The following is a 26403-nucleotide window of genomic DNA, read 5'->3' on the forward strand; positions in this document are numbered from 1 at the left end:
GCTGTCACTGTGACAGGATCAGTTGTGCAATAAAAATACGGATCAGTTTGAGGAGCAGGGTTGAAACGATATGAGGAATTGGCGGAAGAAGTCGCCGCCATGATCAGCACGCAGCTGTTGCTGCCTGGTGACAAGTTGCCTTCCGTGCGCCAGCAGCATGCGCGCAGGGGCGTGAGCCCGTCGACGGTGTTCCAGGCCTATTATTTGCTCGAAGCGCGCGGCATGATCGTCTCGCGTCCCCGCTCCGGCTATTACGTGGCGCCGCAGCGCGCCGCGCTGGCGCCCGAGCCGGACAGCTCGCGCCCGCTCGATGCCAGTACCACCGTCGACGTCAGCGACCTCGTCTTCGAGGTGCTGGGTGCCGTAGGCGCGCGCGATATCGTGCCGTTCGGTTCGGCGTTTCCCAGCCCGCACCTGTTCCCGATGGAAAAACTGGCGCGGGCCGTGTCGGCCAGCATGCGCCGCCTCGATCCGTGGAGCACGGTCACGGATCTATCCCTGGGCAATGCGGAATTGCGCCGCCAGATCGCGCTGCGCTACCAGCTCGACGGCTTGCTCGTTTCCAGCGACGACATCGTCATCACGAATGGCGCGCTGGAAGCGCTGAACCTGTGCCTGCAAGCCGTCACGCGGCCCGGCGACACGGTGCTGATCGAGTCGCCCAGCTTCTATGCCTGTTTGCAGGCGCTGGAGCGGCTGGAGCTCAAGGCCGTCGAGATCGCCACCAGCCCGCGCGACGGCGTCGATCTGGCGGCGCTGGAAGAGTTGCTGCAGCGCCACCAGCCCAAGGCGTGCTGGCTGATGACGAGTTTCCAGAATCCCCTGGGCAGCCTGATGTCGCCGGAAAAGAAACGCGCACTGGTGGCACTGCTGGCGCGCCATGGCGTGCCGCTGATCGAGGATGACGTGTATGGCGAGCTGTACTTTGGCAAGCAGCGCCCCGGCCTGACGAAAAGCCACGATGGCGCGGGTCTGGTCATGCATTGCAGCTCGTTTTCCAAGACCCTGGCGCCCGGTTTCCGCCTGGGCTGGGCAGTGGCGGGCCGCTACGCGCGCCAGGTCGAGCGCTTGAAACTGACCACCAGCCTGTCGGCGCCGATACCGCTGCAGATGGCGCTGGCCGATTACCTGGCGCACGGCGGCTACGACCGCCATTTGCGCCAGCTGCGGCTGACCCTGGCGGCGCAGCAAAACACCATGCTGCAAGCCATCGCCGTGCATTTTCCGCCCGGCACGCGGGTCACGCGGCCGCAGGGCGGCTATTTTGTCTGGGTGGAAATGCCTATCGGCATCGATGCGCTGGCCTTGCACCGCAGCGCGCTGGCGGCCGGCATCAGCATCGCGCCCGGCCCCATCTTTTCCGCCACGCGCGCGTTTCGCCATTGCATCCGCCTCAATTACGGCCACCCGTGGAGCGCGCAGCTGGAAGAAGCCATCGCCACGCTGGGGCGGCTGGCGGCGCAGCAGCTGGCGCCGTAGGGGAAGTCAGCCGGGACGGCCGGGCAGGGCGAGAAAGGCGCTAAAGTCGGGCGCCACCATGCTGGCGGCCCCCGTTTCATGCGACCACAGCACGACCACCGGCTCGCCCGACGGCCCGATGTGGGCATAGTCGAAACAATAGCAGTCGCCCGTGCCGAATTGCGCGAAGGGCAGCAGGCTGGCGCAATCGATGCCGCTGCCGGCGAAGTTGTCCAGCCACGCCTGCCAGCCTTCGCGGTAGTGTCGGTCGATCGATTCCCAGGTCTTGCGCGGATTGTCCGCGTCGTAGACGGGAAACAAGGTCAGGGCGCCCAGTGCGCGGCCATTGTTGGCCAGCAGCCACGCAGCGTGCGATGGCGGCAACGCGCGGCCCAGCGCCTGTGCTGCAGCGGCGATGGCTGCGGCGCTGGTGCCGGTGCTGTTTTTCCTGCGCATGCGATGGACGCTGGAATCAGGCCGGGGAAGCGGGCGCAGCGGGCGGCGCAGCGGCCGGACGCGGGGCTTTTTGCGGCGTGACTTTACCGCCGTCGGCGATCCAGCGGCGGTACACGCGCAGAGCTACTTGCGCATCGTCGGCCGCGTACAGGATCTGCTTTTCCGTCAGGCGCGAGGTGGCCCAGTTGGTGGTGGAGATCTTTTTCGATTTCTGCAGGTGCAGGCCGAAGAACTTGGCCACGGCCGTCTTGGCGCCCAGGTCGTTGCGCTGGCCGCCGCGCAGGGCGACGGACAGGTCCAGCACTTGCGCTGGAACAATGCCCAGCTTGTTGCGCAGGCGCTTGACGTCGTCGGACAGGCCAAAGCCCACCTTCAGGGTGGTGGCCGATTCGAGGATGGCTTTCAGTTCGGCCAGGGCCGGCGCCGGCGTGCTGCCCACCTGGAACAGGTAGGCGATGTCGTCGGTGGCCAGCTGGATCAGGTGCGGGCCCGTGGAGGACTCGCCCTTGACGAACGTCGGCTTCGATTCCGTATCGAAGCCGATGGCATCGGCGGCCAGCAGGGCGGCCATGGCTGCCCTGGCATCGTCACTGGTGCGTACCAGTTTGACGTGGTCGAGTGCAATGCCTTGATACGGGGGCAGTGGCGGTGCGGCAGCTGTGTCCATGAAACCGGATCAGCCTTTGCGCGAGAATTTCGCGGTCAGCTGATTCAGTTTTTCCAGGCGCAAACGGTTCGCTTCTTCGGCGGCGGCCGCGTCGCGTTCGGCTTTCTTGCGCTCGGCTTCTTTCTTGAAGCGCTGCTGCAATACTTGCGTGGCGTGGTCGCGGTGGGTTTGCGTCACTTCCGCGCCGGCAGTGCCGTCGAGGTCGTAGCGGATCTTGGCTTTTTCCATCATGCGCAGGTAGCGCAGCGAACCCGTGTGGATGCCCAACGCCGTGCGCATCAGCTTGCGGTCCAGGTCCGGCAGGCGCGCCAGGATCTGCTTGTCGATACCGATCGACAAGGGCAGGCAATCGCGGAATGGCGGGAATTGCTCCTGGAACTGCTTGAGCAGCGCGCGCGCGGTCAGGCCGGCAGGTGCCGGCGTGGTCGCCGCTGGGGCTGCATCGACTGGCGTGTCAGGAGTGGTGGCTTGCTGGTCTGGCGTGGAGCTGGTCATCGACATCATTGGTTGGGCTATAAAAGGGGAGCATAGCACGCGCCACAGGCAAGTGCATTGTCTTTTTTGGCAACTTGCGCACAGATAAGCGGGTCCGTACGACAGTGCATGCAGCGCGAAATGCGGGAAATGTGTATAATGTCGGCTTGCGCTGATGACTGGACCCTGTTTTTGAAGGTCTGGCTCAGGTGTGCAGGGGATAGGAGCAGTGCGGTGCAGGGCCATCATTATTGATATTTTTGATATCAGATATTTTGCTTATCAATTATCCAGATAACTGGCCTTCGTGCATAATCTTGCTCTCCGCTGTGTCTTCACTGAACAACAATAGATTCAAGCCCGTTCTGGTACGGGCTTTTTTTCATTCCGCAATGTACATCGCTTATTTATCTGATCCGGCTTCGGCCCCGCCGCCCTCATCACGGGATGCGCGGGCTTTGAGCGCCCTGATAAGCAGGCGCCGCTGCCGTTAACGGCAGCCGCAACAATACGCTCCATCGAGTCCGGTTTCGCAGGCTTAGGTGGAATCATTCACTTCGCGCCGACACCATCTGGTCTCGCATTAAGAGATATCTCATGAAGAATACGCCAAAAACTTTAACGTTGTCCGCCAAGGCGCCACGCCCAGCCGCGGCACCACTTGCCGTACCCAAAACGACTTTATCTTACTTCATCGATAATGCGCAAGCGAATCCGGAAGCGACCGTCACGACGGCACCCACCGTCGTCACCGTGGTGAAGAAAAGCCGTTCGCGCCTGGCCGCCGTGCCGGCGGCCGAATCGGCTGCCGAAGCGCCCGTTGCAGTCGCGGCCGCCGAAGCCGTTGCCGAGGCAGCCGACGCTGCAGCGGCCAAAACGCCAAGCGTGAAGATCGCCCCCGGCGCCAAGGCCCCGGCCGCGCCGCGCAAGGTCAGCGAAAGCGCGGCCACGAACAAAGTGGTGACGGCAGCCCGTTCGAAAGTCGTGCGCGCCAAGCCTGAAGTGGCGCCCGTGACCATCATCACCGGCGCGCAAGTGGTCAGCAAGACCACCGACGCCGATGCCCTGGCCGCCATCGATACCTCGAATTACTTCTTGCCAACCGTCAAGGTGCCGGGTCGCCGTGGCCGCAAGCCTAGCGAATTCACGCCGGAAAACGATGAAGTGGCAGCACTGAACGCCGTCGAACGCGCCGAATTGAAGGCCGTGTCGAAAGCGCGCGACCGCAAGGCCAAGGGCGGCCTGGCCGATGCACTGGGCGATCCGGAAGCGTCGGCAGCGGACCTGGAACGCCGCCGCAAGCAGATCACTGGCTTGATCAACATGGGCAAGGAACGCGGTTTCCTCACCTATGCCGAGATCAATGACCAATTGCCGGAAAACATCATCGATCCGGAAGCGATCGAAGGCATCATCGCCACGTTCAACGACATGGGCATCGCCGTCTACGAGCGCGCTCCGGACGCGGAAAGCCTGTTGTTGACCGACAACGTCGCCACCGTTACCAGCGACGATGAAGTGGAAGCGGCTGCCGCGACCGCCCTGTCGACGGTCGACTCCGACTTCGGCCGCACCACCGACCCCGTGCGCATGTACATGCGTGAAATGGGCGCCGTGGCGCTGCTCACGCGCGAAGGCGAGATCGAGATCGCCAAGCGCATCGAAGGCGGCTTGAAAGACATGATCCAGGCCATTTCCGCCTGCCCCACCACCATCGGCGAAATCGTTGCGCTGTCGCAAAAAATCGCGCGCGACGAAATCAAGGTCGATGAAGTGGTCGACGGCTTCGTCGACTTGAACGAAAGCAATGCCCCGGCACCGGCCGCCGCCCCCGCGCCCGCTAGCGCCAGCGGTGACGACGAGGAAGAGGAAGAAGAAGCCGAAGAAGAAGACGGCGACGCCAATGGCGGCGCGGCCGGTTTCTCCAGCGAGCAGCTGGCGCAGCTGAAAAAGAATGCGCTGGAGAAATTCAACGTCATTTCTACGCAGTACGACAAGATGCGCAAGGCGCCCGAGGGTTACAACTCGAAAGCCTACATCAAGGCGCAGGAAGCCATTTCGCAGGAATTGCTGGGCATCCGCTTCACGGCCAAGGTCGTCGAAAAGCTGTGCGACACCCTGCGCGGCCAGATGGAAGAAGTGCGCCACATCGAGCGCGCCGTGCTGGAACTGTGCGTGAACAAATGCGGCATGCCGCGCGCCCACTTCATCAAGGTGTTCCCGGGCAATGAATGCGACCTGGAATGGGTCGACCGCGAAGTCGATTGCAAGTATCCGTACAGTGCCATCCTCAGCCGCAACGTGCCTGCCGTCAAGGAACTGCAAAAGAAGATGATCGACCTGCAAGCGCGCGTGGCCCTGCCGCTGGCGGACTTGCGCAAGATCAACAAGCAGATGGCTGCCGGCGAAAAGCGTGCGCGTCACGCAAAACGCGAAATGACGGTCGCCAACTTGCGCCTGGTCATTTCGATCGCCAAGAAATACATCAACCGCGGCTTGCAATTCCTCGATTTGATCCAGGAAGGCAACATCGGCTTGCTGAAGGCCGTCGATAAATTCGAATACCGCCGCGGCTACAAGTTCTCGACCTACGCCACCTGGTGGATCCGCCAGGCCATCACGCGTTCGATCGCCGACATGGCCCGCACCATCCGCGTGCCCGTGCACATGATCGAAACGATCAACAAGATGAACCGCATCTCGCGCCAGATCATGCAGGAAACGGGCAGCGAGCCGGACCTGGCGACCCTGGCCGTCAAGATGGAAATGCCGGAAAACAAGGTGCGCGAAATCATGAAGATCGCGAAAGAGCCGATTTCCATGGAAACGCCGATGGGCGAAGATGGCGATTCGCAACTGGGCGACTTCATCGAAGACAACACGACCCTGGCGCCGCTGGATGCCGCGCTGCACGCGTCGATGCGCAACGTGATCAAGGAAGTGCTGGACTCCCTGACGCCGCGCGAAGCGAAAGTACTGCGTATGCGTTACGGCGTGGAAATGTCGAACGACCACACCCTGGAAGAAGTGGGCAAGCAGTTCGACGTGACGCGCGAGCGCATCCGCCAGATCGAGGCGAAAGCCATGAGCAAGCTGCGCCAGCCTTCGCGTTCGGACAAACTTAAAACTTTCCTGACGCAAAACTAATCGTACGGCAAGCAAACAAAAAAAAGAGGCGCAAGCCTCTTTTTTTACGTCTGTAGCATGCCTTCCTACATGAAACGCGTGCGCGCGCCCAGCAGGCCCAGGCGATAGTTGCGCTGCAATTTGTACAGCACCACGCCGCTGGCGGAGATGAGGATGGTGATGAACAGCCAGTCCAGTGGATTGCTGCGCTGCGGTGCGGGCGCCGCTTGCGACGGCACGGCGAAGGCCTGGAACTTGTGCCCCGTGTAGATGGCGCCGACCACCAGGCCCGCATCGGTGATCTTGTTGGTCAGGTACAGGCCGTCGTCGCGGCGGCGCACCGTCATCACGCCTTCCTTGTAGACAAAGGTCATCGGTTCAAAGCCTTTGATGCTGACGCTGCCGACGACGTGTCCGGCCGCGTTGACTGCCGTGGCGTAGCTGTCGCCCTGGCCGATCATGGCGCCCAGGTCGAGCATGCGCTTGCCATCCCAGGCAAACGCGTGCCAGCGGCGCTTCTCCGTTTCCGACGCGCCCACGACCAGGCCTGCGTCATTGATGGCGGTGGCTGAACTGATGCGTCCGCCGGGCAGGGTGCCGATTTCCTGCATGCCCGTGCCGGGGCGGTAGACGAAGGCGCGGCGGTAGCCGTCGCCGCGCTGCGCCGTGCCGACCACTACGCCATGGCTGTTCAGGCCGCTGGCATAGCTGCTGGCGCCGCCCAGGGTACCCAGGTCTTGCAGGCTGTGGTCGGCTTTCGTCACAAAGGCGTGGAAATCGCCGGCGCTGGTGTCGGCATAGCCGGCGATCATGCCGTCGCGCGTGATGGCCGTGGCATAGCTGCTGGTGCCGCCCAGGGTGCCCAGGTCGCGCATGCCGCCCGCTGCTTCAAAGCGGAAGGCATGCCAGGCGCCGCTGGCCGTTTGCGCCGAGCCCACCACCACGCCATGGGTATTGATGGCCTTGGTAAAGCCTTCATTGCCGCCCAGGGTGCCCAGTTCGCGGAGGCGGCCATGCTGATAGGTCACGGCGCGGCGCCGTCCTTCTTCTTCCATGATGATGCCGGCCACCAGGCCGGCCGGGTTCAGGTCGGATGCGATGCTGCCATTGCCATCCCTTTCACCAAAGCCGCGTTCGGCATAGATGGTGGCGCTGGCGGTGGGGATGGCGGCCAGCAGGAGCAGGCCGAGCAGTGGGGCGGGGAAGCAGGCGAACCGTGGCGGCATGATAGTTTCCTCAAAGAAAAAACTTACTATACTTTTTTATGCCGCAAATGCATACTTAATTTACTACTGTTTTTGATAATTTTTGTGTTTTAGCATGATCGACATGCTGCTGGCCTGCCTGCTGGGGCAGGTGGATGGCCAGCGCCGTGCCGCAGCCCGCCTGGCTGTCGATGCGCAGTTCGCCGCCCAGCGCATGGACACGTTCGCGTATGCTCTTCAGGCCGAAGGCGGCCCGCTTGCCGTGGTCGCCCGGCTGCATGCCGATGCCGTTGTCGCTGATGCGCAGGACGATGGCGTCCGCATCTTGCGTCAGCGCCACTTCCACTTCGCTGGCCTTGGCGTGGCGCACGATGTTCGACAGCGATTCCTGCAGCACGCGGAAGATGGCCGATGTCTGGCGCTGGTCCAGGCCCAGGTCCGGCGCCTTGCTGTCGAGCGTGAGCCGGTAGCGGATGGCGCTGCGGCTCTCCATCTGGCGGATCAGCCACTCGGCCGCCGGGCCCAGTCCCAGCTCCAGGGTGCTGGGATGCAAGTCATTGATGATGGTGCGCACGGAGCGGATGGTGGCGTCGATGGTGTCGAGCATGCGCTGCGCATGGCGGTGCAGGCGCGGGTGGGTGGTGGCCGTGCGCGCATGCAGCAGCGACACGTCGATGCGCAGCACCATCAGATTCTGGCCCAGGTCGTCATGAATATCGAGCGCGATGCGGCGCCTTTCCTGTTCCTTGATGGTTTGCTGGTGGTCGCTCAGTTCGCGCAGCTGGGCCAGGGTGCGCTGCACGTTTTCCTCGTTGCGCTTGCTTTCCGTGATGTCGATGCCCATGGCGATGATCATCTGCGGTTGGCCTTGCGCATCGAAGATGGGTTTTTTATGCGTCTGCAGCAGGCGGTTTTCCTGCAGCCGCGCATTCCACACGAGTTCTTCGCGTATCACCAACTGGCGGCTGGCAAACGCTTCCTGGTCCGCCGCGTGGAATCCCTGGGTCTGGTCCGCAGGGAAGTGCCGCACGTCGCGTCCTTCGGCGATATCCTGGAATTGCACGCCCCATTGCTGCTCGCAGGCCTGGTTCATCAGCACGATGCGCGAGTCGGCATCTTTCAGGAACAGCGACAGGGGCATCATGGAAATGATGTCCTGCAGCCGCTCTTCGCTGCGCGCCAGGGCCGCTTCCGTTTGCGCGCGCATGGCGATTTCCGCAGAGAGCTGGAGATTGACATCGAGCAATTGGGCCGTGCGCAGGGCCACGCGGCTTTCCAGCTCCGCATGGGCCAGGCTCAATGCATGTTCGGACCGCTTGTGTTCGGTGATGTCGCTGGCCAGCACCAGTGCGCCCGTCACGGTGCCGTGCTGGTCGTACAGGCGCCGTCCGCTGAGCATGGCCCAGCGCTGTGTGCCGTCGCCATGCTGGTATTGCAATTCGCCCATGCAGCTATCGCTCGCCGTCTGGCGTAGCGGACACAGGCGCAGCAAGGTGGCCTCGTCGTGGAATTCCTCCATGGAGTGGTTCAGCAGCAGCTCGGCGGGGAGGCCCAGCATGTCGCACAGGCGCTGGTTGACGTACAGGATGCGGCCTTGCGCATCCGTTTGCCACATGCCGTCCTGCGCCGTTTCGCTCAGGTTCTGGTAGCGCAGGAGGCTGGCGTCGAGTTGCGAACGCGTGCTGGCGAGGTGGGTGCGCAGCCTGCGCATCAGCCACATGGCCGTGCCGGCGGCGGTCGCCAGCAGCAGGGTCAGCCAGACATGCTCCCAGAAGTCGAGCGCCGGCCAGGCCGCACCGGCCAGCCAGCCCAGCATGATCAGGATGAGGGCGGCGCAGGCAGCACTCAGCGTTTCAATCGACCATTTGCTCATCCGCGTCCCTGGCGTCATGGTTGGCCGCTGCGGTGTGCATGGGGCCTAAGTTGGGAAGGTGTCAACCGCTAGTGTAATACCAATTGTTGTTTTATTGAGAATATTTTGCAACTGGGCAAGCAAAAGGGCCGGCCCTTGCGGTGCCGGCCCTTGTCTGCCGATGGCAGCCTGGCGCGATCAGCCCGTGTTGCGCAGGCCGGCCGCCACGCCGTTGATCGACAGCTGGATGCCGCGGTGCACCCTTTCGTCGATCTTGCTTTCCGCCGACAGGGCGCGGTTGCGCTTGATCAATTCCACCTGCAAGTGGTTCAGCGGGTCGAGATAGGCGAAGCGGTTCTGGATCGAGCGGGCCAGCAGCGGATTGCCCGCCAGCCGTTCCGTGTTGCCGGTGATCAGCTCCAGGCAGCGCAAGGTGTTGCCATGCTCGTCCGTGATGCGCTTGTAGATGCGTTCGCGCAAGTCCTGGTCTGCCACCAGTTCCGCATAGCGCGAGGCAATCGCCAGGTCCGTCTTGGCCAGCACCATGTCCATGTTCGACAGCAAGGTGGCAAAGAATGGCCATTCGGCATACATGGCGCGCAGGGTGGCGATCTTCTCATCTTTCGACGCGCCGTCAGCCTGGTCGATCCAGGCCTCGATGGCGCTGCCGAAACCGAACCAGCCCGGCAGCAGCAAGCGGCACTGGCCCCAGGAAAAGCCCCAGGGAATGGCGCGCAAGTCTTCGATGCGCTGGTTGGCCTTGCGCGAGGCGGGGCGCGAGCCGAGGTTCAGCTCGGCGATTTCCGCAATCGGCGTGGCCGAGAAGAAGTACTCCGTAAAACCCGGCGTTTCATACACGAGGTGGCGGTAGGCGTGATAGGCCAGGTCCGACAGCTGCGCCATCACGGCTTCGAACTGCGCCAGTTCGCTTGCGTGCGCGGGGTTGGCCGCTTGCGGCGCCAGGCTCGCTTCCAGGGTGGCAGCGACCAGCAATTCCAGGTTGCGCCGGCCGATTTCCGCGTTGGAAAACTTCGAGGCGATGATTTCGCCCTGTTCCGTCAGGCGGATCTGCCCGTTGACGGTGCCCGGCGGCTGGGCCAGGATGGCTTCGTAGCTGGGTCCGCCGCCGCGGCCCACCGTGCCGCCACGGCCATGGAACAGGCGCAGCTTGACACCGGCCTTCTGGAAGTCGGAGACCAATGCCAGTTCCGCCTTGTACAGTTCCCAGTTCGACGTCAGGAAGCCGCCATCCTTGTTCGAATCGGAATAGCCGAGCATGACTTCCTGCAACTGTCCCTGCTTGGCGATCAATTGTTTTACCAATGGCAAGGCCATCACCTGGCTCATGATGCCGGCCGCGCGCTGCAGGTCGGGGATCGTTTCAAACAGTGGGATGACCATCAGCTCGCAGCTGCTGTCACCGTCGCCGCCGGCTTTCCAGTCGGTGCGCAGCAAGCCCGTTTCCTTTTGCAGCAGCAACACTTCCAGCAGGTCGGACACGGTTTCCGTGTGCGAAATGATGTAGTTGCGGATGGCCCGCGCGCCGTAGCGCTGGCGGATGTCGCGCGCCGCGCGCAAAATCGCCAGCTCGGAATCCGTTTCCGTGGCGTAGGCGATGTAAGGCGAGTACAGCAAACGCGGCTGGGCCAGTTCGCTCAGCAGCAGCGCCTGCTTGTCTTCCTCGGACAGGGACGTGTAATCGGCGGCCACGCCGCTTTGCGCGAACAGGTCGGCCAGCACGCGCTCGTGCACGTCGGACGTCTGGCGCATGTCGAGCGAGGCCAGGTGGAAACCGAAGATGTCGGCCGCGCGTGCCAGCGTGGCCAGGCGCGGACGCACGAGGGCCGCGCCGTGGTGCGATTCGAGCGAGGCGACGATGGTGCGCAGGTCGGCGACAAAGGCGGCCGCGTCAGGGTAGGCGGCGGCCGCGCCCACTTCCTTGCGCAGGATATTGGTGGCGCCCAGCGCGCGGGCCGTGGCGGCCAGGCGCGCATAGATACCGATCAGGGCGCGGCGGTACGGCTCGTCGCTGCGGTGCGGCGAGGCGTCCGGCGACTGGTCGGCCAGCGCCTGCAGTGCGGCGCTGACGCCCACCATCAGGGTCGAGACGGACAATTCCGCGCCCAGCGCGTGCACTTCGTCGAGGTAAAAGTCGAGGATGGTGGTGGCGTGGCGCGCCAGCGCGTGCTGCATGGTGCCCGCGTTGACGTTCGGGTTGCCGTCGCGGTCCCCGCCGATCCAGCTGCCCATCTGCACGTAGGCGGCATTGATCGGTACTATCGTGCCGTCGCCGTTCGGGTACTCGGCGGCGATGTCATCCTCGATGTCGTCATACAGGCCCGGCAGTTCGCGCAAAAAGGTGATGCGGTAGTAGGACAGGGCGTTTTCGATTTCGTCGGCCACCGTCAGCTTCGAGTAGCGCAGCATGCGCGTCTGCCACAGGGTGGAGACGCGCGAGCGCAGCAGCTGCAGGTTGGCTTGCCGCTCTTTCGGCGTCTGCGGCAGGTCGCGCTCGGCCAGCAGGCGGGCGATGTCGTGCTCGGCGTCGAGGATGCTCTTGCGCTGCACTTCCGTCGGGTGGGCCGTCAGCACGGGTGCGATCAGGGCGTCCTGGAAGAAGGTGTCGACCGTCTTGCGCGGCACGCCGGCCATGCGCAGTTTTTTCAGCGCGAAGCTGACGCTGCCCTTTTGCGCGCTGGACCCTGCCAGCAAATGGGCGCGGCGGCGGCGGATGTGGTGCTGGTCTTCCGCAATGTTGGCCAGGTGCGAGAAATAGGAAAAGGCGCGCACCACGGAAATCGTCTGCTCGCGGCTCAGTTCTTTCAGCATGGCGTCGAGTTCCAGCGCGGCGCCGGCGTCCGCTTCGCGGCGGAAGCGCACGGAGGTCTGGCGTATGGTTTCCACCACATGGAAGACGGCGTCGCCTTCCTGTTCGCGCAGCACGTCGCCCAGCAGGCGGCCCAGCAGGCGGATATCTTCTTTCAGTGGCGCGTCCTTGTCGGAAGCGGCCGCTGGAACTATTTCTGGTGCTACTGCGTCATTGAGCATAATAAAGAACCAAAGTAAGTGTAAAAGCAAGGGAATGTGGATCGCACCGGGCGTTTGGCCGCAGAGGGGAGGGGCGCATGATAAAATTTGTGGTCTTCAACATGGACGCTAGCCTGACTTGGCCTTCTAGGCCAAGGGATAACGATTATAGCGACGCCGGGCGCCATTCCGATACAAATTGATATCGGACGGGCGAATTGGCAACGATAATGACAACGACAGCCACAGCGAAAGAACTTGTTTTGAAAGCATCCGAATTGACCCCGAACGAATTGACCATTCCCGCCCGCCTGGTGATCGCCACGCGCGAGAGCCGCCTTGCCATGTGGCAAGCTGAACACGTGCGTGCGCGCCTGGCCGCCCTGTATCCGCAGTGTAGCGTTGAAATTCTCGGCATGACCACACGCGGCGACCAGATTCTGGACCGCGCCTTGTCCAAGGTAGGCGGCAAGGGCCTGTTCGTCAAGGAGCTGGAAGTGGCGATGGAAGAAGGCCGCGCCGACCTGGCCGTGCATTCGCTCAAAGACGTGCCGATGGAGTTGCCAGAAGGCTACAGCCTGGCCGCCATCCTCGAACGTGAAGACCCGCGCGACGCGTTCGTGTCGAACGACTACGCCAGCCTGGCCGAGCTGCCGCATGGCGCCGTGGTCGGCACCAGCAGCCTGCGCCGCCAGTCGCTGATCGCCGCGCGCTACCCGCACCTGACGATTCTGCCCCTGCGCGGCAACCTCGATACGCGTTTGGGCAAGCTGGACCGTGGCGATTACGCCGCCATCATCCTGGCCGCCGCCGGCCTGAAACGCCTGGGCCTGGCATCGCGCATCCGCGCCGTGCTGGCGCCGGAAGACAGCTTGCCGGCCGCCGGGCAGGGCGCCATGGCGATTGAAATCCGCAGCGGCCGCGTCGACGGCGCCGACCTGGTGCGCCTGCTGGCGCCGCTGAACCATCTTGATACGGCGCACGCCGTCACGGCCGAGCGCAAGGTATCGAAGATTTTCGGCGGCAGCTGCCAGATTCCGCTGGCCGCGTTTGCCACAGTCGAGGGCGAACAGATGCGCTTGCGCGCCATGGTCGCCACGCCCGATGGCGCGCGCATGGCCAGCGCCGACGTCAGTGGCCCGGCCAGCGCGCCGGAACAGCTGGGCGAGCAAGTGGCCGAATTGCTGCGCGGGCAAGATGCCGCCGGCATCCTCGCCTCGTGCGCCGTCACGCCCGACAACCATGAAGGCCTGGCGCCGCATGCCTGACAGTGTGGTGATCACGCGGCCCGCGCAACAAGCGGGGCCGCTGGCCGCACGCATCGCGGCGCTGGGCTGGCCCGTGACCCTGCTGCCGCTGCTGGAAATCCACGCGCTGGACGGCGAGGACGAATGCGCGCAGCTGCAAGCCGTGCTGGCGCGCCTGCAGACATTTGACCTGGTGGCGTTCGTTTCGCCCAACGCCATCGATTGCGTCTTTGCGCACCTGCCCGCCTGGCCGCCTGGCGTGCCGCTGGCCGTGGTGGGCGAGGGCAGCAAGATGGCCCTGGCCGCGCATGGCGTCACGCACGCCAACGCGACCATCACCAGCCCGCTGGACACGGCGCGCAGCGATTCCGAACATCTGTTGCTGGCGCTGGACTTGCCGGCCCTGCGCGGCAAGCGCGTGCTGATCGTGCGCGGCGACGGCGGACGCGACTACCTGGCCGACGGCTTGCGCGCGGCCGGCGCGCAAGTCGAGTTCGTCACAGCTTACCGCCGCAAGGTGCCGACGCTGACGCCGGCCTTGCGGGCGACCCTGGAAAACCTGTTGCAGCATAATAATGACTGGATCATCACCAGCTCGGAAGCGCTGCGCGGTTTGCTGGCGCTGCTGGGCGAAATGGGCGATGACAAGATGGCTGTTGCAAAAATGCAACAGCAGCATTTGATCGTGCCGCACGCGCGCATTGCACAAACGGCGGCGGCCCTGGGTTTTGCCCGTGTCACCTTGACAGGATCAGGCGACGCGGGAGTGCTCGCCGCGTTACAATCACGACCATGAACGAAATGCCTACACTCTCCGAACCGAATGCAACGCCTGGCAGCGCCGTGAAGACGGCGCCGCAGGCGGCCGACCAACCTGCCGGCCGCGCGCCGACCCTGCTGGAACAGCTGCAAAAGCCGATGAGCATCGCCGTCATCGTGCTGGCCGTGCTGCTCGCTGCGCAAAGCTGGTCGACCAGCAAGCAGATCCGCAACCTGCGCGAAGAAGTGGCCAAGCGCCTGCAAAAGGGCGATGTCAGCAACGCTGAAACGGGCGTGCTGGCGCGCAACGTGCAAGAAGGCACGAAAGAGCTGCAAATCAAGGTGGGCGCGCTGGAAAACCGCCAGAGCGAAACGCAAAGCCAGCAGCTGGCGCTGGAACAACTGTATAACGACTTGTCGAAAAACCGCGACGAGTGGGCGCTGACGGAAATCGAGCAAGTGCTGTCGACGGCCAGCCAGCAGCTGCAACTGGCCGGCAACGTGCCCGGCGCGCTGATCGCCCTGCAAAACGCGGACCGCAGCCTGTCGCGTTCCGACAAGCCGCAATTCATCACCATCCGCCGCGCCATTGGCCGCGACATGGAAAAACTCAAGGCCCTGCCCAGCGTCGATTCGACGGGCGTGGCCCTGCGCCTCGATGCCGTGATCGCCCAGATCGACGCCTTGCCGATGCTGGCCGATGAAACGCCGGCCTTGCCGGCCGCGCCGGAAAAACCGGGCAAGGCCGCGGCCAAGGCCGGGGCCAAGCCCGTGCGCGATGCCAGCGGCAAGCTGGTCGGCCCGCCAGCGCCGGAACCGCTGCTGCAAACAGTGCGCGACGGCTTCAATACCTGGAGCGGCGACATGTGGAATGACGTGCGTCAATTGATCCGCATCCGCCGGGTCGATACGCCGGAAGCGCTGATGCTGTCGCCGACGCAATCGTATTTCTTGCGGGAAAACGTCAAGCTGCGCTTGCTGAATGCCCGCATGGCCCTGTTGTCGCGCAATGAAACGGCTTTCCGGAATGACCTGATCGCCGCCCAGGATGCGCTGGCCAAGTATTTCGACACCCGCGCCAAGAACACGCAGACGGCGCAAGCCCTGTTGCGCCAGGTTCAGGGCAGCAACCTGGCCATCGAAATGCCAACCTTGTCCGACAGCCTGACGGCTGTGCGCAACTACAAAGCGAAGTCCTGAGCCCATGCGTCTATTTCTCTGGTTACTCGCCCTGATGGCTGCGGCGATCGGTATCGCCGTGACGGCCCGTTTCAACCCCGGCAACGTGGTGCTGTTCTATCCGCCTTACCGCATCGACTTGTCGCTGAACTTCTTCCTGCTGCTGCAGGTCGTGCTGTTCGTGCTGCTGTACCTGCTGGTGCGCGCCGTGCGCGCCACCGTGCGCATGCCGGCGCAAGTGGCGGCCTATCGCCAGCGCAAGCGTGAGCGCGATGGCAACAAGGGCTTGCGCGAAGCCTTGAAAGCCCTGTTCGAAGGCCGTTTCGGCCATGCCGAAAAGGCCGCCTTGCGCGCCGCCGAACTCGATGAAAACGCGGGCCTGGCCGCGCTGATCGGCGCGCGCGCCGCGCACCGCATGCGCCAGTCCGAGCGTCGCGACAGCTGGCTGGCCCGTGTCGAAGGCGATGCCAGCCTGAAGACGGCGCGCTTGATGACGGTGACGGAATTGCTGGTCGACGACCACCAGCCGGAAGCGGCCCTGGCGGCCGTGCGCGAACTCAATGCCAGCGGCACGCGCCATATCCATGCGCTGCAATGGTCGCTGAAAGCCGAGCAGCAGGCGAAGAACTGGCCGGAAGTGCTGCGCCTCGTGCGTTCGCTCGACAAGCACCGCGCCCTGCATCCAGCCCTGTCGTCGCGCCTGCGTGAACTGGCCTACGACCATTTGCTGTCCGACACTTCGCATGACGCCGAATCGCTGATGCGCGTCTGGTCCAGCGTGCCCAGCAGCGACCGGGTCAAGCCGTACATCGCCTGCCGCGCCGCCACGGCCCTGAATGCGCGCGGCCTGCACGACGAAGCGCGCCTCGTGTGCGAAGAGTCGCTGGCCGCCGACTGGGACGACCGCGTCGTGCGCGCCTACCGCGAAGCGGCGGCGCCCGCCGGCACGCCGGCCCTGCTGCTGCAGATCGAGCATTGCGAGCAATGGATGAAACAGCGTCCGCTCGATGCGGAACTGGCGCTGACCCTGGGCACCTTGTGCCTCAAGCAAAAACTGTGGGGCAAGGCCCAGCGTCACCTGGAGCAGGCCTTGTCGGACGCGAACGAGCCGCAGATGGTGCGCGACGCCCACCTGAAGCTGGCGCAGATGCACGACGCCTTGCAGCAGACGGAACAGGCTGCCGCGCATTACCGGCAGTGCGCCTTGGCAACCATCCTGTAATGTGAGTATGCAGACGTAAAAAAGCCGTTCAGTGCAGACTGAACGGCTTTTTTTTGCGCTGCTAGCTTGCTACTTTACTTCTTCGCGCTTTACTTCTTCGCTGCTGCAGTGCCTTCCGGCAAGGCGTACGCGACCAGGGTGTCGCTCATCTTCGTGCCCAGCGAACCGTGGCCGCCGGCCATGACGACGACGAACTGGCGTCCCGACTTGTTCGACACATAGCTCATCGGCGTAGCCTGGCCGCCGGCTGGCAAGCGGGCTTTCCAGATGACTTTACCGTTGCTGACGTCGTAGCCGCGGATGGTGTAGTCGAGCGTGCTGCTGAGGAAGGTCACGCCGCCACCGGTGGTGACCATGCCGCCCAGGCTAGGGACGCCCAGTGGCAACGGGATCGGCACGGGGCCGCTGTCGCGCGTGGTGCCGTTCTTGTGCATCCACACTTTTTTCATGGTGCGCAGGTCGACGGCGGCCACATAGCCCCACGGCGGCGCCTGGCATGGGAAGCCCAGCGGCGACAAAAAGGCCTTGATTTCCACGGCGAACGGGACGCCCGTCTGCGGTTGCAAGCCCATTTCGCCACCCGTGCCGCCCTTGGCCGTCGTTTCCGCGCGCGGCACGAGTTTTTCCAGGAAGCCCATGTAGTCAGGGTTGACGATCAACAACTGGCGCACGGGGTCGATGGCCGCGCCGCCCCATTCGAAGATGCCGAGCGGGCCCGGCGAAATGACGGCGCCCTTGCCGGCCGTTTGCGGCGTGAACGGGCCTTCATAGCGGCGTTCCTTGAAGATGATGCGGCAGGCGAGCTGGTCGAACGGCGTGGTGCCCCACATGTCCGCTTCGCTGATGTTGCGTTCAGGCAAGAAGGTCAGGGCCGAGAACGGCTGCGTGGGCGACAGGGTGTCGCCAGCGGCAGGATTGCTCGTCGGCACGGGTTTTTCCGGCGCCGGCACGACCAGGCTGCCGTCGCGGCGGTCGATCACATAGATGTCGCCGCGCTTGGTGGTGGCCACGACGGATGGCACTTTGCCTTTCGGCGTGTCGATGTCGACCAGGCTAGGCTGGCCGCCGATGTCCATGTCCCAGATATCGTGGTGCACGGTCTGGTAGACCCAGCGCACTTTTCCGGTGGCAAGGTCCAGCGCGACGATGGCGCTGTTGAATTTCTCGCCATTCTTGTTGCGGTTGCCGCCCCAGGTATCGGGGGTTTCATTGCCCATCGGAATGTAGACCATGCCCAGCTTTTCATCGATGCTGGCCACGCCCCACGAGTTGGGCGAGTTGTTGGTGTAGTGCTTGCCTTCAGGGAAGGGCTTGGTATCTTCCGGCGTGGCCGGGTCCCAGTTCCACAGCAGCTTGCCGGTGACGGGATCGTAGCCGCGGATCACGCCCGATGGCTCTTCCGTCGAATGGTTGTCCGTCACGCTGGCGGCGATCACGGCCACGTTTTGCGCCACGGCCGGTGGGGACGTGGGCATCAGGAAACCGCGCTTGATCATGGCCATGTTTTTATACAGGTTGACGACGCCGTTGTTGCCAAAGCTCTTGCACGACTCGCCCGTATCGGCGTTGACGGCGATCATGGTGCCATCCATGGTCGGCGCCAGGATGCGGCGCGGGCATTCCATGCCGGCAGCTTCGGGGGCAGGGTTGTTCTTGGCGCGGCCCGCGTTCACGTCCCAGTACGCCACGCCACGGCAGATCATGTGCTGGTAGCTGGCCGCGTCGCGGTTGATCTTCGGATCGTGGCGCCAGATTTCCTTGCCAGTGTCCGGGTTCAGGGCGATGACGATATTGTGCGGCGTGCACAGGTACAGCATGTCATTGACCTTCAGCGGCGTGACTTCGTTGGCGATCTCGCCCGGGTCGTTCGGTCCCTTGAAGTCGCCCGTGTGGTAGGTCCAGGCTTCTTTCAGGCCGGAAATATTCGCGGGCGTAATCTGCGCGGCCGGGGCGTAGCGGTCGCCATAGCCGGAGCGGCCATACGCGGACCAGTCGTTGTGCTCGACGCCGGGAGCGAAATCTCCGGTGGCGGTGGCGGCCATGTTTTCTGCCGGCACGTCGCCATGCAGGTCATGGTAGTCCTGGAACAGGGCGATGACGCCGGCGATGACGGTGAGGGCCACGGCGGCGGACAGCGCCGTCTTGCCCGCCTGCCCCTGTTTCGCTGCGGCGGCTGGCGCCAGGCGGCGGCTGACGAATGGCAGCAGCAGCCAGACGGCGGCGGCAAACCAGATATCGAGGCGCGGCAGCAATTGCCACCAGTCAAATTTCACTTCAATCACGGACCAGATCAGGGTGGCGAGCAGCAGCAGCGCCATGAAGGCTTGTGCGCTGCGCTTGCCTTTGAAGACGAGTACGCCTGCGACCAGCATGCCGATGCCGGCCAGCAGGTAGTACCAAGAGCCGCCGAGCGTGGCCAGCCAGATGCCGCCGCCCAGCAGGGCGAGGCCAAACAGAATGAAAATAATGCCGGTGACCTTTAATAAAGGACCGGGCCGGAAAGAGGGAATCATCATATTCCTTTTTGCAAGGATTTATCGGTGGCGCGTGTATGCGCCATATTGAATCTAGCGAAGGCTTTGTTTGCAGAGTATGCGAAGTTTTGGAAACACCAGAATGTGACAGTTTATCAGAATTGATGATTGTCTTCTGGTCGCGCCCTTTTTTGGCTGGGGTGCCATTTGAGTCAAATACATGCTTCAAATAAGCGCAAATATTATGCTGGAAGAGTGGATTGCCGGGCTGTGCAGGCCTTCGGCGTAGCAAATTGAGGCGCCTGCGTAATGAGGCGAAGACATCGCGGGATGAATGATGATGAAATTGTTATTACAAATTGTTGTTATAAACTGCTGCAATAAATACAATGCCGTTTATAATAACCATGCCTGCTGCAGGGTGATATTGAAATGGAAATGGCCAGATAATCCGACGGTATTAACTCAGGGGCGCGGTAGTATTACTTAAGTGTTTATACTTATTGCTGTCGATGGTCTGTTTATTTTCTCTGTGGCAGGTTGTGTGCGCTGGCAGGCGGCCCGTGCCACTGTTGTTGGCTGGATGCGCAAAACGCCGGCGGGCCGCTGCTGCATCGCACAAGCGGCCTGTACTTCGCTATAATTACGCGGTTAAAACACCATCCGCTAATGAGGAACCCCATGAGTTTGAATAACGTCTCTTCCGGCCGCGACCTGCCGAACGATTTCAACGTCGTCATCGAAATCCCGATGAACGCCGATCCGATCAAGTACGAAGTCGACAAGGAAAGCGGCGCGATCTTCGTCGATCGCTTCATGGGTACCGCCATGCATTACCCGTGCAACTACGGCTACGTGCCGAACACCCTGTCGCCGGACGGTGACCCGGTTGACGTGCTGGTCATCACCCCGTTCCCGCTGATCCCGGGCGTGGTCGTGCGCTGCCGTCCTATCGGCGTGCTGAAAATGACCGACGAGTCGGGCGAAGACGCGAAAGTGCTGGCCGTGCCAGTCGACAAGGTCCTGTCGATCTACAGCCACTGGCAAAAGCCGGAAGACTTGAACGAATTGCGCTTGCGCCAGATCCAGCATTTCTTTGAGCACTACAAAGATCTGGAAAAAGGCAAATGGGTCAAGATCGACGGCTGGTATGGTCCGGAAATCGCCAAGGAAGAAATCCTGAACGGCGTCGCCGCGTTCAAGGCCGATGCCGCCAAAGCCTAAGAACACGCAGTAAAATAAAAAACGCTCCCCGCCAGTCATGGCCGGGAGCGTTTTTTTATGCGCGAAACGGGCTGTGCTCGTTCAATTCATCGAGGTAGGCATCGATGCCGCCCCGTTCCCTTTCCAGGAAGCGCTGCACGGCGTCGGCGAAGGCCGGGTGCGCCAGCCAGTGGGCGGACCAGGTCTTTTGCGGCAGGAAGCCGCGTGCCATCTTGTGTTCGCCCTGGGCGCCTCCTTCGAAGGTGGCGATGCCGTTGGCGATACAGAATTCCAGCGGCTGATAATACGCCGTCTCGAAATGCAGACAGGGCACGTGCTCGAGCGCGCCCCAGTAGCGGCCATATAAAGTGTCTGCCGTGTGGATCACCAGCGAGGCGGCGATGGCCCGGCCTTCGCGCTCGGCGATCACCAACAAAATGTTCTGCGGCATGCTGGCACCGATGCGCAGGAAGAAGTCGAGCGACAGATAGGGTGAGGAGCGGTGTTCCGCATAAGTGTTGCTGTAGCAGCGGTGGAACAGCTGCCAGTCCGCCTCTGTCGCCACCGTCCCGCGTACCTGGCGCAGGGTGACGCCCGCTTCCAGCACCTTGCGCCGCTCGGCGCGGATATTCTTGCGTTTCTTGTGTTCCAGGGTGGCGAGGAATTGCTCAAAATCCGTGTAGCCGGGATTGAGCCAGTGAAATTGCACGCCACTACGCATCAGGTAGCCAGCTTCTTCCAGCTGGCGCGCTTCGCTTTCCGGCGGGAACAGGATGTGGCAGGACGACACGTCGGCCGCTTGCTGCTGCGCCTGCAGGAAGGCCAGCAGGGTGGCGCGCGCCTGGCCATCGCGGGCCAGCAAGCGCGTGCCGCTCACGGGCGTGAATGGGATCGCCGACAACAGTTTCGGGTAATATTCCAGGCCATGCTGCTGATACGCGTCGGCCCAGGCCCAGTCGAACACGTACTCGCCATACGAGTGCATTTTGAGGTACAGGGGCAGGGCGGCGGCCAGGGTCTCGCCTTGCCACAGCACCAGGTAATTCGGCTGCCAGCCCGTGTCCGCGCTGGCGCAGCCGGACTCGTGCAGCGCGTGCAAAAAGGCGTAGGAAAGGAAGGGATTGGCCTCCGCCTGGCTGGCCAGCAGTTCAGACCAGGCCGCTTCGCCAATTTCAGCCAGGGTAGAGACGATAGCCGTGCGATAATTCATTGTTGTAGTGTGCATTCATCACTCTCGGGGCGCCGCCGTCGGCCTGCGCGCCCCTGTCTTGTTTAATAGAACGAAAATATCCATCATCATCATGACAGTCAAAGTCGCAATTGCTCAAATGAATAGTACGGTCGGCGATCTGGCCGGCAACCGTGCCAAGATCTTCGACCTTTCCCGCCGCGCCTTTGAAGCGGGCGCCGATATCGTGCTCACGCCGGAACTGTCGCTGGTCGGCTATCCACCCGAGGACTTATTACTGCGCAATGCATTCTACGCAAAAACGCAGGAAGCGTTTGCGGGGCTGGCTGCCGACCTGGCCCAGTTCAAGGATCTGCACGTGGTGGTGGGCTTGCCTCTGCAAGACGAGAAGGGCGTGCGCCACAATGCCGCCTCCGTGCTGGTCAATGGCGAAGTGCTGGGCACTTACCGCAAGCACGATTTGCCGAACACCACCGTGTTCGATGAAAAACGTTATTTCACCTCGGCGGACCAGGCTTTCGTGTTTGGCGTGAAGGGCGTGCGTTTCGGTATCAATATCTGCGAAGACACGTGGTTCGAGCACGCGCCCATGCGCGCCCGCGCGGCCGGCGCGCAAGTGCTGCTGGTACCGAACGGCTCGCCCTACCACATGAACAAGCAGCATCTGCGCTATGAAACCATGCGCAAGAATGTCAGCGCGCAAGGCATGGCCCTGGTGTACGCCAACCTGGTCGGCGGCCAGGATGAACTGATCTTCGATGGCGATTCGTTCGTCATGGACGCGGCCGGCACCATCTGCGCCCAGTTGCGCCACTTCGAGGAAGACTTGCAACTGGTCGAGTTCGACGGCGCCACGCCCGTGCCGCAGCCGCTGGCCGCGCCGTTGACCACCGAAGCGCAGGTGTACCAGGCGCTGGTGCTGGGCGTGCGCGACTATATCGGCAAGAATGGCTTCCCTGGCGTGCTGATCGGCATGTCGGGCGGCGTCGATTCCGCGCTGACCCTGGCCATTGCCGTCGATGCGCTGGGCGCCGACAAGGTACGCGCCGTCATGATGCCATCGCAATTTACGGCCGATATCTCGTGGATCGATTCGCGCGACATGGTAAAACGCCTCGATGTGCGCTACGATGAAATTCCGATCAAGCAAACCTTCGACGCTTTCCGCGCCACCCTGGCCGGCGAGTTCGCGGGACTGGCGGAAGACGCGACGGAAGAGAACATCCAGGCGCGCATCCGCGGCACCTTGCTGATGGCCCTGTCGAACAAGCATGGCAGCATCGTGCTAACGACTGGCAACAAGAGCGAGATGGCCGTCGGTTATTGCACCCTGTACGGCGACATGGCGGGCGGCTTTGCCGTGATCAAGGATATCGCCAAGACGCTCGTGTACCGTTTGTGCGCATGGCGTAACGGTGTGTCGGACGTGATTCCCGAGCGCATCCTGACGCGCGGACCGTCGGCCGAGTTGCGCGCCGACCAGCTGGACCAGGATTCTCTGCCGCCATACGACGTACTCGACGGCATCATGCAGCTGTACATGGAAGAAAACCGGCCGATCGCCGAGATTATCGAGGCTGGCTACCCGCCGGCCGATGTAGCCCGGGTCACGCGCCTGATCAAGATCAATGAATACAAGCGGCGCCAGTCGCCGGTGGGCATCCGCGTCACGCACCGTGGCTTCGGCCGCGACTGGCGTTACCCGATTACCTCGAAGTTTTACGAGTAAGGCGGCGTTCCGTTAAGCCAGCTAATGAAGAACTGACGATTACCAATAAGGAGAAAGCCATGAAACAGATTACCGCCATCATCAAACCATTCAAGCTCGATGAAGTGCGCGAAGCGCTGGCCGATGTGAACGTGACGGGCTTGACCGTGACGGAAGTGAAGGGCTTTGGCCGCCAGAAGGGCCATACCGAGCTGTACCGTGGCGCCGAGTACGTGGTCGACTTCTTGCCGAAGGTGAAAGTCGAAGTGGTGGTGGACGACAGCGTGTCGGAACTGGTGGTCGACGCCATCATCAAGGCAGCCCGCACGGGCAAGATCGGCGACGGCAAGATTTTCGTGCGCGACGTGGAGCAAGTCATCCGCATCCGTACGGGTGAGACGGGTCCGGACGCGGTGTAAGTCTGGGTCAACAATCTTGTCGGATTACGGCTCTTTGAGCCTGATCCGACCTACGCGATGTATCGCTTATCTGGCCGTAGGTCGGCTTAGCGCGCCAGCGCGTAAGCCGACGCTGCCGAGCCAAAAAAACCGCCGAATTAGCCCTCAGCGCGCTTCAGCGCCCCAGCCGCATATCGAATTTCCAGCAGATCAGGCGCAAAATCGTGATGCCGCTGGCGCTGGTCCACAGCGCGAAGTCGTGCTGGGCGCCGAAGTGCATCTGCAATAAATAAGCCCAGCAGCCGAAAAAGGCGCAGATCGCGTACGGTTTGCCGTCGCGAAACACCATCGGTACTTCGTTGCAGACGATGTCGCGCATCACGCCGCCAAAAATCCCCGTAATCACCCCCATCATCGACGCGATGAAGAGCGGCATGCCAGCGCGCGTCGCTTCAGCCACGCCCGCGATGGCGAACATGCCCAGGCCGATGGCGTCGGCGATGACGATCAGGCGTTCCGAGACGATCTGGCGCAAATGCTGGATCAACGGTGCGGCCGTCAGGGCCAGCACGAAAATCAGAATCGCGTATTCCTGGTGCGAGACCCAGAACAGGGGCCGCTTGTCGAGCAGGATGTCGCGCAAAGTCCCCCCGCCGAAGGCCGTGATGAAGGCCACGACGAACACGCCGACCAGGTCCATGCGCTTGCGGCGCGCTTCGATGAAACCGGAAAACGCACCCACCAGGATGGCGATGACCTCGATGATCTTGATCAGCGAGCCAGGCGGTAGTTGGGGTGGCATCATGGGGGGGAGCGCGTGCACGAGACGCTAAGCAGGAAATAATTGTCACAGGTTAACATGACACGGCCCCGAATGGTGACAAACGGGGCCGTGCGCGTGGGCTAACTTGTTACTGAATTGTAATTTCTTGCTGCGGTGTTCAGCGGATGGGCTGCAGGGCGGAAGAAAGCAATACGACCAGGGCGCCATCGCCCCCTTCGGAGCGGCGCGCCTGGCAAAAGGCGATGACTTCATCCTTTTGTACGAGCCAGCTGTGCACCATCGATTTCAAGACCGGTTCCTGGCCTTTCGAGCCAAAACCCTTGCCGTGGATCACGCGCACGCAGCGCAGCTTGCGCCGCGCCGCCTGGTTCAAAAAGGCGCCGATGCCGTCGCGCGCCTCGTCGCGGCGCAAGCCGTGCAAGTCCAGCTCATCCTGGATGGGCCAGTGGCCCTTGCGCATCTTTTTTACCACGTCCGGCCCCACGCCGGGGCGGGCGTAGTTCAGGGCCGGATCGTTTTCCAGGTAATGGTCGACCTCGAACAAGTCCGACAGCGACTCGCGCAGCACGGCCGCATCGTCCTCTTCCGCAGACAACTTGCGCGCCGGCTGCTGGGCCGCCATGGCCCCGGCCTTGGGCAGGCTGGGCACGTAGCGGTCCGACTCGGGCAGGCGCTTGACGCCGCCGATGCTGGCCTTGAACAGATTGCTCTCCACGGCTTGCACCTTGACCCGCTGGGCGCGCTCAGCCGCGGCTTGCGCGCGCGCATCGGCCTGCTCCTTGAGCTGCTTGCTGACCGCTTTCAGGTCGGCAAAGTCTTTCATCGACGCCATGCGACGCTTACTCCTGGCCTTCCAGGTAGCGCTGGGCGTCCAGTGCTGCCATGCAACCCGTGCCGGCGCTGGTGATGGCCTGGCGGTAGATATGGTCTTGCACGTCGCCGGCGGCGAACACGCCCGGTGCGCTGGTGGCCGTGGCCATGCCTTCCAGGCCGGTTTTCGTCTTGATGTAGCCGTTGTGCATGTCCAGCTGGCCTTCGAAGATGCCCGTGTTCGGTTTGTGGCCGATGGCGATGAACACGCCGTGCACGCTCAATGCTTCAACCTTGCCGTCGATGGTGGACTTGATGTTCAGACCCGTCACGCCGCTGTCGTTGCCCGTCACTTCGTCCAGAGTGTGGTTATATTTCAACACAATCTTGCCTTCGGCAACCTTGGCGTTCAAGCGGTCGATCAAAATCGCTTCGGCGCGGAACTTGTCGCGGCGGTGGATCAGCGTGACTTTATTGGCGATGTTCGACAGGTACAGCGCTTCTTCGACGGCCGTGTTGCCGCCACCGACAACGGCCACTTCCTGATTGCGGTAGAAGAAGCCATCGCAGGTGGCGCAGGCGGACACGCCCTTGCCCATGAATGCCGCTTCCGATGGCAGGCCCAGGTATTGCGCGGACGCGCCCGTGGCGATGATCAAGGTGTCGCACGTGTATTCGTGGCTGTCGCCCTTCAGGCGGATCGGCTTTTCATTGAGGAAGGTGGTGTGGATGTGGTCAAACACGATTTCCGTATTGAAACGCTCGGCGTGCTGCAGCAAGCGCTGCATCAGGTCCGGGCCTTGCACGCCCATCGGGTCGCCTGGCCAGTTTTCCACGTCGGTGGTGGTCATCAACTGGCCGCCCTGTTCCACGCCGGTGACCAGCATCGGGTTCAGGTTGGCGCGGGCGGCGTAGACGGCGGCGCTGTAGCCGGCTGGGCCGGAGCCGAGGATCAAAACGCGGGCGTGTTTGGTAGTGGTCATGGGAAGCTTCTCTATGAGTGGGGTCTATCCGAATTGGGGGCATACGCGCGAAGAACAAGGGCGTATTGCGCTTGCGCAAGCAATCCACGATTATAGACCAAGCCGCCTGTAGCGACGAATCGTGGGGCCGTCCGGGGCATATATGGCTTAGAATACTTCCTTATTATGGGAAATTCCCTTTC

The 26403-nt window shown here is 62.8% G+C and carries 20 protein-coding genes; 9 read left to right on the plus strand and 11 right to left on the minus strand.

Annotation, left to right across the window (positions count from 1 at the left end):
* Positions 1-60: 60 nt before the first annotated feature.
* Positions 61-1479: an aminotransferase-like domain-containing protein gene (locus tag CLU91_RS25090; protein WP_100876286.1), complete on the plus strand. Its 1419-nt coding sequence runs from the start codon at positions 61-63 to the stop codon at positions 1477-1479.
* Between the two features lie 6 nt (positions 1480-1485).
* Here the strand turns inward: CLU91_RS25090 and CLU91_RS25095 are convergent, their stop codons facing one another.
* From CLU91_RS25095 to CLU91_RS25105, 3 genes are read right to left on the minus strand one after another with little or no spacing between them, the layout of a single operon-like run.
* Entirely contained in the window at positions 1486-1914 is a 429-nt protein-coding gene (locus CLU91_RS25095) for an SMI1/KNR4 family protein (RefSeq protein ID WP_100876287.1), read from the minus strand.
* Between the two features lie 16 nt (positions 1915-1930).
* Positions 1931-2581, minus strand: a complete 651-nt coding sequence (locus tag CLU91_RS25100) for a 3'-5' exonuclease (RefSeq protein ID WP_100876288.1) — start codon at positions 2579-2581, stop codon at positions 1931-1933.
* 9 nt (positions 2582-2590) lie between these two features.
* Positions 2591-3085, minus strand: a complete 495-nt coding sequence (locus CLU91_RS25105; protein ID WP_100876289.1) for a ProQ/FINO family protein — start codon at positions 3083-3085, stop codon at positions 2591-2593.
* 567 nt (positions 3086-3652) lie between these two features.
* On the opposite strand from CLU91_RS25105, the gene rpoD reads away from it, so the two are divergent.
* The gene (gene rpoD, locus CLU91_RS25110; protein WP_100876290.1) at positions 3653-6202 is read left to right on the plus strand and encodes an RNA polymerase sigma factor RpoD; all 2550 of its coding nucleotides are present in this window, start codon (positions 3653-3655) and stop codon (positions 6200-6202) included.
* Between the two features lie 65 nt (positions 6203-6267).
* Here the strand turns inward: rpoD and CLU91_RS25115 are convergent, their stop codons facing one another.
* The 3 genes from CLU91_RS25115 to ppc all read right to left on the minus strand — a co-directional run bounded on the left by CLU91_RS25115 (position 6268) and on the right by ppc (position 12286).
* Positions 6268-7407: an HAF repeat-containing protein gene (locus CLU91_RS25115; protein ID WP_100876291.1), complete on the minus strand. Its 1140-nt coding sequence runs from the start codon at positions 7405-7407 to the stop codon at positions 6268-6270.
* A 55-nt stretch (positions 7408-7462) separates the two neighbouring features.
* The gene (locus CLU91_RS25120; RefSeq protein WP_198521404.1) at positions 7463-9259 is read right to left on the minus strand and encodes a PAS domain-containing sensor histidine kinase; all 1797 of its coding nucleotides are present in this window, start codon (positions 9257-9259) and stop codon (positions 7463-7465) included.
* Positions 9260-9436: 177 nt separating this feature from the next.
* Complete coding sequence (gene ppc / locus CLU91_RS25125; RefSeq protein ID WP_100876293.1) at positions 9437-12286, minus strand: phosphoenolpyruvate carboxylase; 2850 nt, start codon at positions 12284-12286, stop codon at positions 9437-9439.
* 242 nt (positions 12287-12528) lie between these two features.
* Between ppc and hemC the strand changes: the two genes are divergently transcribed.
* Genes hemC through CLU91_RS25145 form a run of 4 tightly spaced genes read left to right on the plus strand, consistent with a single transcriptional unit; the run spans position 12529 to position 16672 of the window.
* Complete coding sequence (gene hemC, locus CLU91_RS25130; protein ID WP_100876294.1) at positions 12529-13533, plus strand: hydroxymethylbilane synthase; 1005 nt, start codon at positions 12529-12531, stop codon at positions 13531-13533.
* Complete coding sequence (locus CLU91_RS25135; protein WP_100876918.1) at positions 13526-14308, plus strand: uroporphyrinogen-III synthase; 783 nt, start codon at positions 13526-13528, stop codon at positions 14306-14308. The genes hemC and CLU91_RS25135 overlap by 8 nt, the downstream gene beginning before the upstream one ends.
* The gene (locus CLU91_RS25140; RefSeq protein WP_100876295.1) at positions 14305-15471 is read left to right on the plus strand and encodes a uroporphyrinogen-III C-methyltransferase; all 1167 of its coding nucleotides are present in this window, start codon (positions 14305-14307) and stop codon (positions 15469-15471) included. The genes CLU91_RS25135 and CLU91_RS25140 overlap by 4 nt, the downstream gene beginning before the upstream one ends.
* Positions 15472-15475: 4 nt before the next feature.
* Complete coding sequence (locus CLU91_RS25145; RefSeq protein ID WP_100876296.1) at positions 15476-16672, plus strand: heme biosynthesis protein HemY; 1197 nt, start codon at positions 15476-15478, stop codon at positions 16670-16672.
* Positions 16673-16761: 89 nt separating this feature from the next.
* Here CLU91_RS25145 and CLU91_RS25150 read toward each other — a convergent pair whose 3' ends face one another.
* A complete protein-coding gene (locus tag CLU91_RS25150; protein ID WP_232730878.1) occupies positions 16762-19188 on the minus strand; it encodes a membrane-bound PQQ-dependent dehydrogenase, glucose/quinate/shikimate family in 2427 nt (808 codons plus the stop codon).
* A gap of 639 nt (positions 19189-19827) precedes the next feature.
* On the opposite strand from CLU91_RS25150, the gene ppa reads away from it, so the two are divergent.
* On the plus strand, positions 19828-20370 hold the full coding sequence (gene ppa / locus CLU91_RS25155; RefSeq protein ID WP_035826464.1) for an inorganic diphosphatase: 543 nt from the start codon (positions 19828-19830) through the stop codon (positions 20368-20370).
* Between the two features lie 55 nt (positions 20371-20425).
* Here ppa and CLU91_RS25160 read toward each other — a convergent pair whose 3' ends face one another.
* On the minus strand, positions 20426-21559 hold the full coding sequence (locus tag CLU91_RS25160; RefSeq protein WP_100876297.1) for a GNAT family N-acetyltransferase: 1134 nt from the start codon (positions 21557-21559) through the stop codon (positions 20426-20428).
* Between the two features lie 91 nt (positions 21560-21650).
* On the opposite strand from CLU91_RS25160, the gene CLU91_RS25165 reads away from it, so the two are divergent.
* Both CLU91_RS25165 and CLU91_RS25170 read left to right on the plus strand, forming a co-directional pair.
* Complete coding sequence (locus CLU91_RS25165) at positions 21651-23267, plus strand: NAD+ synthase (RefSeq protein WP_100876298.1); 1617 nt, start codon at positions 21651-21653, stop codon at positions 23265-23267.
* A 59-nt stretch (positions 23268-23326) separates the two neighbouring features.
* Positions 23327-23665, plus strand: a complete 339-nt coding sequence (locus CLU91_RS25170; protein ID WP_034758685.1) for a P-II family nitrogen regulator — start codon at positions 23327-23329, stop codon at positions 23663-23665.
* Between the two features lie 154 nt (positions 23666-23819).
* Here the strand turns inward: CLU91_RS25170 and CLU91_RS25175 are convergent, their stop codons facing one another.
* From CLU91_RS25175 to trxB, 3 genes are all read right to left on the minus strand, one after another.
* The gene (locus CLU91_RS25175; RefSeq protein ID WP_096234652.1) at positions 23820-24449 is read right to left on the minus strand and encodes a trimeric intracellular cation channel family protein; all 630 of its coding nucleotides are present in this window, start codon (positions 24447-24449) and stop codon (positions 23820-23822) included.
* Between the two features lie 136 nt (positions 24450-24585).
* The gene (locus CLU91_RS25180; protein ID WP_100876299.1) at positions 24586-25260 is read right to left on the minus strand and encodes a Smr/MutS family protein; all 675 of its coding nucleotides are present in this window, start codon (positions 25258-25260) and stop codon (positions 24586-24588) included.
* A 7-nt stretch (positions 25261-25267) separates the two neighbouring features.
* The gene (gene trxB / locus CLU91_RS25185; protein WP_100876300.1) at positions 25268-26221 is read right to left on the minus strand and encodes a thioredoxin-disulfide reductase; all 954 of its coding nucleotides are present in this window, start codon (positions 26219-26221) and stop codon (positions 25268-25270) included.
* Positions 26222-26403: the final 182 nt, after the last annotated feature.

This window comes from Janthinobacterium sp. 64 (genome assembly GCF_002813325.1).
Taxonomy (GTDB): Bacteria; Pseudomonadota; Gammaproteobacteria; order Burkholderiales; family Burkholderiaceae_D; genus Janthinobacterium.

Bases quoted from the DNA above. Each gene is read 5' to 3' on its own strand.
- CLU91_RS25095 (WP_100876287.1), bottom strand. From the start codon at position 1,914: ATGCGCAGGAAAAACAGCACCGGCACCAGCGCCGCAGCCATCGCCGCT.
- CLU91_RS25100 (WP_100876288.1), bottom strand. From the start codon at position 2,581: ATGGACACAGCTGCCGCACCGCCACTGCCCCCGTATCAAGGCATTGCA.
- CLU91_RS25105 (WP_100876289.1), bottom strand. From the start codon at position 3,085: ATGATGTCGATGACCAGCTCCACGCCAGACCAGCAAGCCACCACTCCT.
- rpoD (WP_100876290.1), top strand. From the start codon at position 3,653: ATGAAGAATACGCCAAAAACTTTAACGTTGTCCGCCAAGGCGCCACGC.
- CLU91_RS25115 (WP_100876291.1), bottom strand. From the start codon at position 7,407: ATGCCGCCACGGTTCGCCTGCTTCCCCGCCCCACTGCTCGGCCTGCTC.
- CLU91_RS25120 (WP_198521404.1), bottom strand. From the start codon at position 9,259: ATGAGCAAATGGTCGATTGAAACGCTGAGTGCTGCCTGCGCCGCCCTC.
- ppc (WP_100876293.1), bottom strand. From the start codon at position 12,286: ATGCTCAATGACGCAGTAGCACCAGAAATAGTTCCAGCGGCCGCTTCC.
- CLU91_RS25135 (WP_100876918.1), top strand. From the start codon at position 13,526: ATGCCTGACAGTGTGGTGATCACGCGGCCCGCGCAACAAGCGGGGCCG.
- CLU91_RS25140 (WP_100876295.1), top strand. From the start codon at position 14,305: ATGAACGAAATGCCTACACTCTCCGAACCGAATGCAACGCCTGGCAGC.
- CLU91_RS25145 (WP_100876296.1), top strand. From the start codon at position 15,476: ATGCGTCTATTTCTCTGGTTACTCGCCCTGATGGCTGCGGCGATCGGT.
- CLU91_RS25150 (WP_232730878.1), bottom strand. From the start codon at position 19,188: ATGATGATTCCCTCTTTCCGGCCCGGTCCTTTATTAAAGGTCACCGGC.
- ppa (WP_035826464.1), top strand. From the start codon at position 19,828: ATGAGTTTGAATAACGTCTCTTCCGGCCGCGACCTGCCGAACGATTTC.
- CLU91_RS25160 (WP_100876297.1), bottom strand. From the start codon at position 21,559: ATGAATTATCGCACGGCTATCGTCTCTACCCTGGCTGAAATTGGCGAA.
- CLU91_RS25165 (WP_100876298.1), top strand. From the start codon at position 21,651: ATGACAGTCAAAGTCGCAATTGCTCAAATGAATAGTACGGTCGGCGAT.
- CLU91_RS25170 (WP_034758685.1), top strand. From the start codon at position 23,327: ATGAAACAGATTACCGCCATCATCAAACCATTCAAGCTCGATGAAGTG.
- CLU91_RS25175 (WP_096234652.1), bottom strand. From the start codon at position 24,449: ATGATGCCACCCCAACTACCGCCTGGCTCGCTGATCAAGATCATCGAG.
- CLU91_RS25180 (WP_100876299.1), bottom strand. From the start codon at position 25,260: ATGGCGTCGATGAAAGACTTTGCCGACCTGAAAGCGGTCAGCAAGCAG.
- trxB (WP_100876300.1), bottom strand. From the start codon at position 26,221: ATGACCACTACCAAACACGCCCGCGTTTTGATCCTCGGCTCCGGCCCA.